Annotated in this window: 10 protein-coding genes; 3 read left to right on the top strand and 7 right to left on the bottom strand. The window is 55.5% G+C overall.

What is annotated here, in order from left to right:
* Window positions 1-317 precede the first annotated feature (317 nt).
* Entirely contained in the window at window positions 318-4,262 is a 3,945-nt protein-coding gene (locus H0S68_RS22145) for a non-ribosomal peptide synthetase (RefSeq protein ID WP_410529025.1), read from the top strand.
* 33 nt (window positions 4,263-4,295) lie between these two features.
* On the opposite strand, the gene H0S68_RS22150 is transcribed toward H0S68_RS22145, so the two are convergent.
* Both H0S68_RS22150 and H0S68_RS22155 read right to left on the bottom strand, forming a co-directional pair.
* Complete coding sequence (locus H0S68_RS22150; RefSeq protein ID WP_020837140.1) at window positions 4,296-4,985, bottom strand: LrgB family protein; 690 nt, start codon at window positions 4,983-4,985, stop codon at window positions 4,296-4,298.
* On the bottom strand, window positions 4,978-5,400 hold the full coding sequence (locus H0S68_RS22155) for a CidA/LrgA family protein (RefSeq protein ID WP_115060649.1): 423 nt from the start codon (window positions 5,398-5,400) through the stop codon (window positions 4,978-4,980). Before H0S68_RS22155 ends, H0S68_RS22150 begins: the two co-directional genes overlap by 8 nt.
* A 138-nt stretch (window positions 5,401-5,538) precedes the next feature.
* On the opposite strand from H0S68_RS22155, the gene H0S68_RS22160 reads away from it, so the two are divergent.
* Window positions 5,539-6,441 (top strand): LysR substrate-binding domain-containing protein, encoded by a 903-nt coding sequence (locus H0S68_RS22160; RefSeq protein WP_410529026.1) that lies wholly within the window; start codon window positions 5,539-5,541, stop codon window positions 6,439-6,441.
* A gap of 175 nt (window positions 6,442-6,616) precedes the next feature.
* Here H0S68_RS22160 and H0S68_RS22165 read toward each other — a convergent pair whose 3' ends face one another.
* The 4 genes from H0S68_RS22165 to H0S68_RS22180 form a co-directional block, all read right to left on the bottom strand.
* On the bottom strand, window positions 6,617-8,266 hold the full coding sequence (locus H0S68_RS22165; protein WP_020837143.1) for a Na+/H+ antiporter: 1,650 nt from the start codon (window positions 8,264-8,266) through the stop codon (window positions 6,617-6,619).
* Between the two features lie 185 nt (window positions 8,267-8,451).
* Entirely contained in the window at window positions 8,452-9,813 is a 1,362-nt protein-coding gene (locus H0S68_RS22170) for an NCS2 family permease (protein WP_020837144.1), read from the bottom strand.
* Window positions 9,814-10,149: 336 nt separating this feature from the next.
* Entirely contained in the window at window positions 10,150-10,557 is a 408-nt protein-coding gene (locus H0S68_RS22175) for a VOC family protein (protein ID WP_020837145.1), read from the bottom strand.
* A gap of 47 nt (window positions 10,558-10,604) precedes the next feature.
* A complete protein-coding gene (locus H0S68_RS22180) occupies window positions 10,605-11,273 on the bottom strand; it encodes a glutathione S-transferase family protein (RefSeq protein ID WP_128864510.1) in 669 nt (222 codons plus the stop codon).
* 231 nt (window positions 11,274-11,504) lie between these two features.
* Between H0S68_RS22180 and bhsA the strand changes: the two genes are divergently transcribed.
* The gene (bhsA, locus tag H0S68_RS22185; RefSeq protein ID WP_020837147.1) at window positions 11,505-11,765 is read left to right on the top strand and encodes a multiple stress resistance protein BhsA; all 261 of its coding nucleotides are present in this window, start codon (window positions 11,505-11,507) and stop codon (window positions 11,763-11,765) included.
* Window positions 11,766-11,821: 56 nt separating this feature from the next.
* Here bhsA and H0S68_RS22190 read toward each other — a convergent pair whose 3' ends face one another.
* Entirely contained in the window at window positions 11,822-12,739 is a 918-nt protein-coding gene (locus H0S68_RS22190; protein WP_130015865.1) for a LysR family transcriptional regulator, read from the bottom strand.
* Window positions 12,740-12,784 lie beyond the last annotated feature (45 nt).

A 12,784-nucleotide genomic window follows, 5' to 3' on the forward strand; every position in this document is an offset into this window, starting at 1 on the left:
AAACCAATTAAGATCAATACATTACACATAAAAAACCCATCAAGACCTCAGAAACCCCCTTGATAACCCCCCTTATTTTTTCTCGTCAAACAATTGAAAATATCTATTTATATCGTTACTAACGATACACAAAGAAATAAATTAAACACAAAACAATTCAATCGCAAACAAATCCAATTTAAATTATTCAAACAAACAATTTAAAATAGTTAATGTGAAATTGGGCGAATTTACCATCACCTCTTATAATGTTCGAGTACTTACCGACTACGCACCTATTTAAGTCGACTCTTTCCTATTTTTATGGAGGTGGTTCCGTGTCCGCTTATTCTCTCACGACGGTACAACAGGCCGTATGGCTCGACCAGACATTAAATCCTGATATTCCTCTCTATAATGTGGGGTGTTTATGGCGAGTGGAGCGGGAGATCTCTTTCCCTCTGTTTAAAGAAGCCATCCAACAGGTTCAGCAACGGCATGATGCATTGCAAACCACCCTGAAGGAAACACCGCAAGGCATCATTCAGCAACCTCTTTCTCAAAGATCCATTGAACTTCACTACACCGACTTTTCGCAGCAAGAAGATGCCGCCAGCCTGGCGCAGAACCATCTGCGTGACATGTTTATCCAACCTTATCAACTCTATGAAGACCTGCTCTGGCGCTGCCATTTAACCAAAATCGATGATTCAACTACGCTATGGTTATTGGCCTCGCACCATCTGATTGCCGATGGCACCTCGATCTCTTTATTAAGCCGTATGATCATGGATCGCTATAAGCAATTAAAAGCTGGGGATAAAAGTGAGGCCAGCAAGTCACACTACGGGGATTTCGTCGTTAGCGATCAGGCTTATCTCCAGTCGTTACGTTATCAACGCGACCGTGACTGGTGGCTGGAACGTTTTGCAACGGCACCAGCTTCTGTGCTGGAGCGGCGACCACATTACACAGAGCAGCAAGCCTATCCCAGCAGTCAAATCATCAAGCGTTTACCGCGTGAACGTTTCCTGCGGTTGGAGCAATATGCAGCTCAGCACGGCGGTTCGGCCATGCATTTTATGGTGGCTCTGTTGGCAAGTTGGTTCGCCCGAATTTGGCAGATGGATAATGTCACCCTGGGCGTCCCGGTGCATAACCGCAGCACTCAGGATCATAAACAAACGCTGGGCATGTTCTCCTCCATGATCCCACTCAATATCGACGTGGATCTGCAGCAGCCCTTTCACCACCTGCTGCGACAAGTGGGCAGCGAGCTGCGCAGATGCTATCGCCACCAGCGCTTTCCCATTGCCGAACTGAACCGTCAGTTGAACCTGCATCAACAGGGAAGACGCCAGCTGTTTGATATCAGCTTTTCGCTTGAGGCCTTCCCAACCGATATCGAGCTGGAGGGAAGCCAGTTCAAGGTAGAAAACATCCATCATGGCTATGAACAGCTGCCATTGGGTATCTATCTGCGCCATTACCACCCGAGTGACGATCCGCTGCTGGAGTTCAACCTCAACCAAGCCTGGTTTAGCGATAAAGACGGTGAACGTATCGCCAGCCGCATCCTGCAAATGCTCGATAGCCTGTTAGAAGGCGATCCTGACCTGCCCCTGGGTCAATTGCCGCTGTTACTGCCCGTTGAACGGCAACAGATTTTTGGCGAATGGAATCATACGCAGCAATCCTGGGCCATGCCGCAGGGCATTCATCAATTTTTAGAGCAACAGGTTCTGCGCACGCCTAACGCCCCGGCACTGTGCTATGAGCAACAACAGGTAAGCTATCTGCAGTTGAATCAGCAGGCGAACCAGTTTGCCGGATTCTTGCGTCAGCAAGGGATACAGCCGGACGATCGCATCGCGGTTTGCGTCAACCGCAGCCCGGAGATGGTGATGGCGCTGTATGCCATTTTAAAATCGGGGGCCGCCTATGTGCCAATCGATCCTGACTACCCGCAGGATCGCTTGCGCCATATGCTGCAGGATTGCGGCGCGAAATTCGTGCTGATTGACGAGGCCGGTGAGCAGGCGCTGCATTCGATCCATGACGTCGTTATTCCGCGTCTGCACCTGCAGCATGATAGTCATCGCTGGCAACAGGGAGCCACGGAAAACCTTGCCCCTTTGGCATCCGATCCGCAACGCAGCCTGGCTTATGTGATTTATACCTCAGGCTCGACAGGAAAACCCAAGGGCGTGATGAATGAACATCGGGGCGTGATCAACCGCCTGCTTTGGACGCAGCAAGCCTATCCTCTGACGCATGACGACGTGATACTGCAAAAAACGCCGTTCAGTTTCGACGTTTCAGTTTGGGAATTCTTCTGGCCGCTGATGGTGGGTGCGCAACTGGTCATTGCCAAACCCGGCGGCCATCAGGACCCCGACTATCTGAGCGCCTGCATCGCACAAAACCGCGTCACCACGCTGCATTTTGTCCCTTCGATGCTGCAATTATTCCTGCGGCATGGCGAAATGACACAGTGCGCGTCCCTGCGTCGCATACTCTGCAGCGGCGAAGCCTTGCCCCTGGCGACAGTGCAACGCTGCCTGCAACAGTTGCCTCAGGCGCAATTGTACAACCTCTACGGACCGACGGAGGCCGCAGTAGATGTTTCGAGTTGGCAATGTCTGCCCAATGACGAACGGCCGTTGGTGCCGATCGGCAAACCCATCGCCAATACGCAGCTCCATATTCTGGACCATCAGCTACAGCCGCTGCCACCCGGCGTCGCCGGCGAACTCCATATCGGCGGTATCCAGGTCGCCCGCGGTTACCTTAACCGCCCGGAATTGAACGCCGAGCGTTTTATTGCCGACCCCTTTAGCCCCGAGTCCGATGCACGTTTGTATAAAACCGGCGATCTCGCCCGCTGGCTGCCGGATGGCAACATTGAGTACCTTGGCAGAAATGATTTCCAGGTCAAGATCCATGGGGTACGTATTGAATTGGGTGAAATCGAACAGCAACTGCGGCAGTGCACAGGTGTGGAAGATGCTGCAATACTGGCAAAGGAAGACGGACAGGGCGGAAAACGGCTGATAGCCTACGTGGTGGCACCGGACGAGAATGTCCATTCGACACAGTGGCGTCAGCAGTTGCAACAGCAGTTACCCGATTTTATGGTGCCCTCCAGCTTTGTCAGGCTGAAAGCATTACCCCTCTCGCCTAATGGGAAGCTGGATCGCAAAGCCCTGCCTGCCCCCGCACCGGTTACGCAAGTTTCACTGCGCTATGAAGCGCCCCAAACTGCGTTGGAAAAACAGCTTGCCGAACTCTGGTCCGAACTGCTGGGCGTTGCGCAAATTGGCCTGGACGATGATTTCTTTGAGCTCGGCGGCCACTCGCTGCATGCCATTCAACTGCTGGTCAAACTGAAACGCCGTGGCTACCCGGTGGTGATAAAAACGCTGTTCGCTCATCCGTCGTTACGCGCCCAAGCGCAAGCACTGGCCAGCGAGAAGGACTCTGACATTGATGCACCGATTACGGCAGCACCGCTACAACAGCTGTTGGCGCGACTGAACCAAACCAGCCTGGCCTTCAAGCAGGTACTGCGGCTTAACCGCACCCAGGCCGCCAACGATATCTGGATGGTTCATCCTGCGGTCACCGGCTGCGATATTTACCACGATCTGGCCAGTTCGCTGGAGGGTGAGTTTAACGCCTTTGGCATTAACAATTACAACCTGTTTATGCCAACGCCCATCACGTCATTACGCGAATTGGCATCATATTATCTCGGCCATATGAAACTGGCTCCCAGCCGCCCCGTGCGCCTTTTGGGGTGGTCGCTAGGGGGGCTGATTGCGCTTGAAATGGCGGCGCAGCTTGAAAGTCGCGGCTTTAGTGACGTGCAGGTCTTCCTGCTGGATACCTTCTACCAAACCGCCTTCCAGCTCCGCAGCGAACCGGGCCTGCTGGCGGCCATGCTGGCGATGCTGGGCATTGATGGCGAGGCCGCCGCCAGAGCGCTACGGGCGGAGCCTACGGAGTTATCTTTGAATAAGGAAAGGCTCAGTGCGCCATTGAGGCACGCACGGATCACGCTATTCAAAGCCACGGAAGACGTGAATTTGAGTATGAGCGACCAAGGGGATGGGCGCGAGCTGCTGGCGATTGCCGACAACGGGCTGTCATCCATCAGCCCGTCTTTGCAGATACAGCCTCTGGCTTGTAACCACCACTCTATTATTTTCAGCCATGAGGAAATCGGTCGTGTTCTGCGCGAGTCTACGCGAGCGCCCGCCGCATCGACCGGTATCCGTTAACGTTCCCCCGCCTGCGGCGCTTGTGCCGCAGGCTCACCACATCAGTTGCCCTATCAGTGGGGCGGCAATCACCGTGATAATCCCCGCCAGCATCATCACCAGGCTGGAGACGACGCCTTCTTCCTGCCCCATCTCATAGGCTTTCGCGGTACCGGCGCCGTGCGACGAAGCCCCCAGCCCGGCCCCTTTCGCCAGACTGCTGCGCACTGACAGCCGCAGAAACAGGATGTCCCCCACCGCCATACCGAATACTCCGGTGATCACCACGAACAGCGCCACCAGATCCGGCTGGCCGCCCATCTGTTTGGCGGCCTCCAGTGCAAACGGCGTGGTGATGGATCGCACCGCCAGGCTGCGTTGCACTTCTTCCGGCAAGGTCAGCAGGCGAGCCAGCCACACCGAGCTGTAAACCGCCACCAACACCGCCGTTAGCACCCCGGCGCTGAGCGATAACCAATGGCGACGAATGATATGCAGATTTTCGTAGACCGGCACCGCGAAGGCGATGGTCGCCGGCCCCAATAGCCATAGCAGCCAGTGCGTTTCACCGATGTAGTCTTGGTAGGAAATATGGGTCACCACCAGCAGCAGCACCAGGATCATCGGCGTCAACACCAATGGCATCAGCAGCAGGGTACGACGGCGCCGGTAGAGTTTTTTATTGGCGAAGTACAACACCAGGGTTGCCAGAAAGCAGGCGAGGCTAAGGATAAAATCATTCATCGCGTTGTTTACGCCGTTGCAGCCAGACTTCCAGTCTATAGACGCGATCGACCACCAATCCGGTCGCGCCCAGCGTTAGCATGGTGCTGATGGCAATCACCAGGAAAATTTTCCAGCCCTCCACCATTAACAGCTGGGCATAGTTCACCACGGCCACCACCGCTGGAACAAAGAACAGCAGCATCTCGGCCAGCAACCAGCGCGAACCGGCCTTGACCCAGTTCAGCGGCAGAATGCGCAACAGGATCAGCGCCAACAACATCAACATGCCAACAATGTTGGCGGGCAGCGGCAGATGGAACTGCTGCACCAATCGGTCAGCAATCAAAAATAACACTGCATATAAAGCAACCTGGATCGGCACCTGCAGCCGGTTCAACAAAGAGGGAGCAGCGTGGCGGAACGCCAATAACATGGGGGAAGGCCTTAAACAAAAAATTCACGGTTTACAGTATACGCAGCCAGGAAACCTCGCCTGAAATGAATTAAAATTATCGACATCATGCCATCAGGGAATAGTTTCCCGACGGTACTTCCCCCAGGAGAATCCAACGTGGATGTCCGCACCCTGCGCTACTTCGTGGAAGTGGTGCGCCAGCAAAGCTTTACCCGCGCGGCGGAGAAACTGTTCGTCACCCAACCGACCATCAGCAAGATGCTGCGCCATTTGGAAGAAGAACTGGAATGCACGCTGCTGATCCGCGAAGGCCGCAAACTGCACCTGACCGACAGCGGGCAAGCGGTATACCAGCGCGGGCTGGCGATCATTGATGAGTTCCGCCAATTGGAGGCGGAGCTGGAAGACATCAGTTCGGTTAAAAAAGGCGTGCTGCGGCTGGGTATTCCCCCCATGGTCGGCCGGCAGATTGCCGATCTGATCCGTCAATTCCGCCAAACCTACCCTGGCATCGAACTGAAAATCTCCGAGCTGGGTGGGCTGTCGGTGGAGCAGGCGGTGATGTCCGGCGAGCTGGATCTGGCGATGACCATACTGCCGGTCGATTCGGATCAACCACTGACCTTCCTGCCGTTACTCGTCCACCCCATGTGCGTGGTTGCGCCGCGCACGCCACACTGGCTTAATCGCACCAGCATCAATATCACCGAGTTGGCTAACTGGCCGATCCTGCTTTATAACGAGGACTTCGCGCTGTACAAAATGCTGATGAAAGCGTTCCGTCACGCCGGGTTTGAGCCACAGATTGCGGTGCGCAGCGGACAGTGGGATTTTTTGGCTTCGATGGTACAGGCCGGGGTCGGCATCGCCACCCTGCCGGAGCCGGTCTGCCAATGGCTGGATAAGGAAAACCTGATCTGGCTGCCGCTGGAACCCCGTATGGAATGGAAAGTCGGGTTGATCTGGCGGCAGGGCAGCTACCTGTCGCACAGTGCACAGGCCTGGATAGCCTGCTGCCGCGACTACTGGCCCGCAGCCAGTACCAGTCACCACAAATAACAAGGGCCGCATATGCGGCCCCAGACTGCTGATAATTCCTTTGTACTTAAAAGTCATGGATTGTGTGCTGATAAAAACAAAGGATGATGTCTTCAGTTTTACCCCAAACACCCGAAAACCACGCTTTTCGGGTGTTTGTCATCAAATCAGGGCCGCATATGCGGCCCCGTGAGTATTATCCTTCTCGCTCTATCAACAGCGCTTCCAGCAGGTCGAGATCGTGCAACAGCTTCTGCAGCGTCTCGTTGCTGATTTTTTGCGTAGCGCGCAGGTGATATAGCTCCCCACGCTCAGCGCGTAGCGCCGTCAGGCGGAAACGTCGCTCGAGGTTCTCCAGCATCAGCGCATTCTCGATATCGTCCTTGGTGGTGATACGGCGCCGCAGCGTCCCCACCACTCGCGAACTGATCTCTTTCAGCACCTGCGGATCGAGGTTTTCCTCGGTATCAACCGCCAACCGCTCTTCCATTTTGTTGATGCTTTCGATCGCCACTTCAGCCGCCATGGCGATTGCCATCCGCTCTTCGCTTTTGCTGACGCTCTTATCCGCCACCTGAACGCCGCGCAGCAACAGCGGCAGCGCCAGTACGCCGGCAATCAATGAAAGCAGGATCACCCCAGCGGCGATAAACACCAACTGGTAACGCGCCGGGAAGGCGGTGCCGTCACTCAGCAACAGCGGAATTGATAGCACACCGGCCAGCGTAATCGCCCCGCGTACCCCGGCAAACGACGCTACCCACAGTTCGCGGGTGGTGTAATCGCCGAACTGCAACGGCCGTTTTTTCATAAAGCGACGGCTGGCGTTTTTCATCAGCCACAGCCAGGTAAAACGCAATACCAGCAGCGCCGCGTAGATAATCGCTACGTCGGCAAACAGGTACCAGGTCTGAATGGTCGGATCCAGCTCCGCCTGCAGGATGGAGGTTTCCAGGATCCCCGGCAGCTGCAGGCCCAACATGATGAATACCATGCCGTTGAACACAAACTCCAGCATCGCCCAGACGCTGTTGGCGCGCAGGCGCATCGCCAGCGGCGCGTTGCGGATCACGCCGGACTGGCTGATGGTCATCCCCGCTGCCACCGCCGCCAGGATGCCGGACACGCCAATGTGTTCGGCAATCAGGTAAGAAGCAAAAGGTAACAGCAGCAGGAAGACTATCTGCGTCGCCGGGTCATCGCCGCTCCAGCGGCTCATGATCCGCAAAGATTTACTGTAGAGCCAGGTGACCGCTACACCGGCCAGCAGGCCGCCGATCGCCACCTTGAGAAACTCAAGGGTCGCGCCGCCCACGGTAAACACCATGGTGCCCATCGCCACCGCGATAGCGAATTTGAGTGAGACCAGGCCGGACGCGTCGTTCATCAGCGCCTCGCCTTCCAGCACGCCCATGATCGGCTTCGGAATACGCCCTTTACCGACGATGCCGGACAGCGCCACGGCATCCGTTGGCGACAGCACCGCCGCCAGCGCAAACGCCGCCACCAGAGGAATGCCCGGCACCATGGCGTAAATCAGATAACCGACGCCGACCACGGTGATCAGCACCAATACCAGCGCCAGGCCAAGAATTTCACGACCGTGGTGCAAAAACTCCCGCGTCGGGGTTTTCCAGCCATCGGCAAACAGCAGCGGCGGGATAAACAGCACCAGGAACAGTTCAGGGTCAAAGTCGACGTGCAACCCGAAATGCGGCCAGGCCAACAGGGCCCCGATACCGATTTGCATTAACGGCAGCGGCACCTGGAACGGCAACATGCGCGTCACCACCCCGGACAGGGAGACCACCAGGATTAAAATGAGGATTGTAAAAAAGATTTCCATGCTTTCCTTAGACTCTTGGGTTCAGACTACATCTCTGATGTATACCCGATAGTAGATCACTTTTTTTACGGCGGTTAAAGCTTGTTGTGCCTTTCAAAATGCAGCATCGGCAGAAGGAGATTTATCTGAATAGGGTATGAGGGCAAACATCCCCCGCCAGAGCGACGGGGGAAACGACATAGCGGTTAGATTGCCCAGCCGCCGGCATAGAATGCCACCAGCGCCACGGCGATCAGCACGGTGCCGATATTCAGCCGACGCCATTCGCCGGAGAAGATGCGGCCAATCACCAATGAGCTGAAGCCCAGCATGATACCGGTGACGATATTGCAGGTCAGCACGATAAACACGGCGCACAGCAGGCCGGACATGGCATCGACAAAATCATTGAAGTCCAGCTTGGTGACGTTGCTCAGCATCAGCAGGCCAACGTACATCAGCGCCGGTGCGGTCGCGTAAACCGGCACCAGATAAGACAACGGCGACAGGAACAGGATCAGCAGGAACAGCAAACCGACTACGGTTGCTGTCAGACCGGTTTTACCGCCCGCAGCCGTGCCCGCTGCGGATTCGATATACACCGCCGCCGGGGCCGCACCGACCAGACCAGAGAAAATGCTGCTCAGGGAGTCCGAAGTCAGCGCCTTGCCGCCGTTGATGATTTGCCCGTCTTTATCCAGCAGGTTGGCCTGACCGGCCACCGCACGGATAGTACCGGTAGCGTCAAATACCGCGGTCATCACCAGCGCCAGCACGCTCGGCAAGACCACCGGCTGCAATGCGCCCATGATATCCAGGCTGAAAATCAACGAATTGCCGTTGGCATCCGCCAGGCTTGGCATCGCGAATAAGCCCTGGTATTTCACCGCCGGGTCAAACACCAACCCCACCACCGAAATAGTGATGATCACCAGCAGGATACCGCCGGGAACGCGCAGTTTTTCCAGCCCGAAAATCACCGCCAGCCCGAGCAGCGTCATCACTACCGGGAACGAAGTGAATGCGCCCAAAGCCACCGGCAGGCCGTCCAGTGGGTTTTTCACCACCAGGCCAACGCCGTTAGCGGCGATCAGCAACAGGAACAGACCAATACCGATGCCGGTACCATGAGCGACGCCCATCGGCAAATTACGCAGGATCCAGGCGCGAATACCGGTTACCGAAATAATGGTAAAAAGCACCCCCATCAGGAATACCGCCCCCAACGCCACCGGAATGCTGATGTGTTGGCCCAGCACCAGACTGAACGCCGTGAAAGCGGTCAGGGAAATCGCACAGCCGATGGCCATCGGCAAATTGGCCCATAACCCCATCAGCAACGAACCGAGCCCCGCCACCAGGCAGGTGGCGACAAACACCGCCGTAGGCGGGAAGCCGGCTTTGCCCAGCATGCTCGGTACCACGATCACCGAGTACACCATCGCCAGGAAGGTGGTTAGCCCCGCCACCACTTCCTGACGCACGGTGCTGCCGCGCGCAGAAATATTAAAATAACCATCAAGCCCGCCTTTTGGTTTAACGGCGTTATTCGCTTGAGAATTCGACATGTTGCTGTCCCCTGTGTTTCATTGCCAGCCCGTTTAAAGAGGCTTGTTATTCCGCCCACGCATGTTCATTAGGGTAACGTTTGCTTTTCTGCCCTTTGCTCACGTCGCCAATGGGCGTCGCATCAAAGGCAAACGTTTAACTCACAGTGAATGGTGCGGGTAATTTATGGTGGTTTATTCAAGGCAAACGATTATCCAGCCTTCCATACCGTCTGATCAACCAAAGATCGCGCCAATTTATGCGGAAAAGCACTGGGATCAATCATTATCGAAAATACGATATTTGTCTCATAGGTAAATCCGATGGGAAGGCCCCCCTTTCGGAGGGCAAAACGACTACTGAGCCTGGGCCGCCTTTTCATCCATGTACATCAGTTCCCAGATGTGTCCGTCCAGATCCTGAAAACCGTGTCCGTACATAAAGCCATAATCCTGCGGCTGATTATAGGTATTGCCGCCGGCGGCGATCGCTTTGCGCACCAGATCGTCCACCGCTGCCCGGTTAGGCTGCGACAGGCATATCAGCACTTCGGTCGCCTTTCTGGCATCGCTGATCGGGTTCGGGGTGAACATTTTGAATTTGTCGTGGGTCAACAGCATCACATAGATGCTGTCGCTGACCACCATGCAGGCGGCGGTGTCATCGGTGAACTGTGGATTAAAGCTGAAACCAAGACGAGTGAAAAACTCGATGGATACGGGCAAATCGCCCACCGGCAGGTTAACAAAAATTTGCGTAGCCATGGGCTACCTCCGACGAAGAGTGACCTCATCGAGTATAGCCCACTCGCTCATTTCAGCAGGTCATAAGGCCCGCCCTGCTCCAGCGCACGTTGGTAGGCCGGCCGCGCATGGATACGCTGGAGATAGTCGCGTAGCTTTGGACAGCCATCCAATGCGCCACGTGCCGCCATCGCTTCCAGCGGAAAACTCATCTGGATGTCCGCTGCGCTGAATTCATTGCCGACAAACCAGGTGCTTTTTTCCAGGTGCTGTTCAAGATAGTCGCGGTGCGGAGCAATCTGTTTATCCAGATACTCCCGCTGTACGCCTTTGCCAATAGCCCCTGCCACTGGCCGTAACAGCCAGGGAATGGGCGGCTGGCCCAAACGGCTAAACACCAGCTTCATCACCAACAGCGGCATCAGTGACCCTTCGGCATAATGTAGCCAGTAACGATACTGTTGCCGGGCATGATAGTCGGTGGGGATAAACTGCCCCTGCGCATCGTAGGCTTCCTGCAGATATTCAATAATGGCGCCGGACTCTGCCAGCGTCAGATCGCCATCGACAATCACTGGCGACTTGCCGAGCGGATGGATCTTTTTCAACTCCGCAGGCGCCAGCATGGTTTGCGGATCGCGCTGATAGCGCTGCACCTGGTACGGCACTCCCAATTCTTCCAAAAACCACAGGATGCGCTGCGACCGCGAGTTATTTAGATGGTGCACGATAATCATGGGGCTTCTCCACTCTGTTGCCACACCCGTTATATGTCGAGGCTTCTGGTTAAAGGGTAGTGGTGAATTATCCCACCCGCCAACAAGGTCATCTGTCGCTCAAAATTAAATCAATAAATTTGACAGAGATACTCAAAACTCTCCGATTTTCTCTTTGGGCATGACGGCCTATTATCTAACACATCGAGAGACAACAGCCTCTCACCTAAAAAATACCCTGAGGATTGAATCATGAAAAACATCAAATTTTTTGCTACCGCTCTGCTGCTGACTACCGCTTCTTTCGCCAGCGTTGCCGCTGACCAACCCGCTAACCAGCCTGCGGCCGGTGCCCAGAAAATCGGTGTGGTGTCCGTGAGCGGCGCTTCTAACCTGAGCACGCTGGAAAATGAACTGGCCAGCAAAGCCGCTGCATCCGGTGCCAGCTCTTACCGCATCATCTCCGCCGGTGGCCAGAACAAACTGTATGGCACCGCAGAAATCTTCAACTGATCGTCAGACAGTAAACTGACGGAAGAAAAAAGCCCCGCAAGGGGCTTTTCTCGTTTCTAGCGAGCATCAAACCTCGCCGCCAGCTTCTGCAGCCGAAATTGTTCGATCATGAAATCAACAAACACTCGGGTTTTGGTCGGCAGAAACTTGGTGGTGGGGAAATACAGGTGCACGCTGCCGCGATCGACATACCAGCCCGACAATACCCGCACCAGTCGACCGCTTTCCAGATAAGGCAAGGCGTTCGGCATGGCGATCAGCGCGATCCCCAACCCCATTTCCGCCGCCTGCGCTGCGGCATCCGGTTCATTTACCGTCATTTTGATTTCCATCGACGGCGCTCGCTGTTCATTCTCCGCATTACGCAGCGGCAGATTACGGATCCGCCCGGTTTGCGGTGAGCGGATAAAAATGCCCGCATGATTCATCAACTGTTCCGGCTGCCGGATGGCGGTGTTGCGCTGCAGATACGCTGCAGAAGCCACCAGGACGCCGTGGGCTGGAGCCAGTTCACGTGCAATCATGCCCTGCGCCAATTCGATACCGCCCCCCATTGCAGCATCAAAATGCTCACCAATCAGATCCACTTTGCGGTTGTCGAAATGCCAGTCGGGGACAATTGCCGGGTACCGCGCCAGAAAGTCGGGCAGCATCGGCATGACAAAATGCAGGCCGAACGCCGTCCCCATGCTGACCTTCAGCGTGCCGGCCGCCACACCGCCGCCGCTGCTTACTCCTTTTAATGCGCACTGGATCGACAACAGGCCGCCGCTGACCTCCTGCAAAAAACGCTCGCCCTCTTCGGTCAGGATCAATTTGCGCGTATTGCGCTGGAAAAGCCTTACCCCGACGATCGTCTCCAGCTTGGTCACGTTCTTCCCGACTGCCGCAGAGCTGATGCCCAGCTTGCGTCCGGCCGCAGAAAAGCTGCCGTTCTCTGCGCTGCAAACAAAACATTCCAGATGGCCCAGCATGGTTTCCCCTGTTGATTTCAAACCCACGGTTTAAGCTGATTATAG

The sequence above is a fragment of the Serratia sp. AXJ-M genome (genome assembly GCF_046531865.1).
Taxonomy (GTDB): Bacteria; Pseudomonadota; Gammaproteobacteria; order Enterobacterales; family Enterobacteriaceae; genus Serratia; species Serratia liquefaciens.

What these genes read in the sequence shown, in the direction of transcription:
- H0S68_RS22150 (WP_020837140.1), bottom strand. Translation starts at nt 4,985, where the DNA reads ATGAATGATTTTATCCTTAGCCTCGCCTGCTTTCTGGCAACCCTGGTG.
- H0S68_RS22155 (WP_115060649.1), bottom strand. Translation starts at nt 5,400, where the DNA reads ATGTTATTGGCGTTCCGCCACGCTGCTCCCTCTTTGTTGAACCGGCTG.
- H0S68_RS22165 (WP_020837143.1), bottom strand. Translation starts at nt 8,266, where the DNA reads ATGGAAATCTTTTTTACAATCCTCATTTTAATCCTGGTGGTCTCCCTG.
- H0S68_RS22170 (WP_020837144.1), bottom strand. Translation starts at nt 9,813, where the DNA reads ATGTCGAATTCTCAAGCGAATAACGCCGTTAAACCAAAAGGCGGGCTT.
- H0S68_RS22175 (WP_020837145.1), bottom strand. Translation starts at nt 10,557, where the DNA reads ATGGCTACGCAAATTTTTGTTAACCTGCCGGTGGGCGATTTGCCCGTA.
- H0S68_RS22180 (WP_128864510.1), bottom strand. Translation starts at nt 11,273, where the DNA reads ATGATTATCGTGCACCATCTAAATAACTCGCGGTCGCAGCGCATCCTG.
- bhsA (WP_020837147.1), top strand. Translation starts at nt 11,505, where the DNA reads ATGAAAAACATCAAATTTTTTGCTACCGCTCTGCTGCTGACTACCGCT.
- H0S68_RS22190 (WP_130015865.1), bottom strand. Translation starts at nt 12,739, where the DNA reads ATGCTGGGCCATCTGGAATGTTTTGTTTGCAGCGCAGAGAACGGCAGC.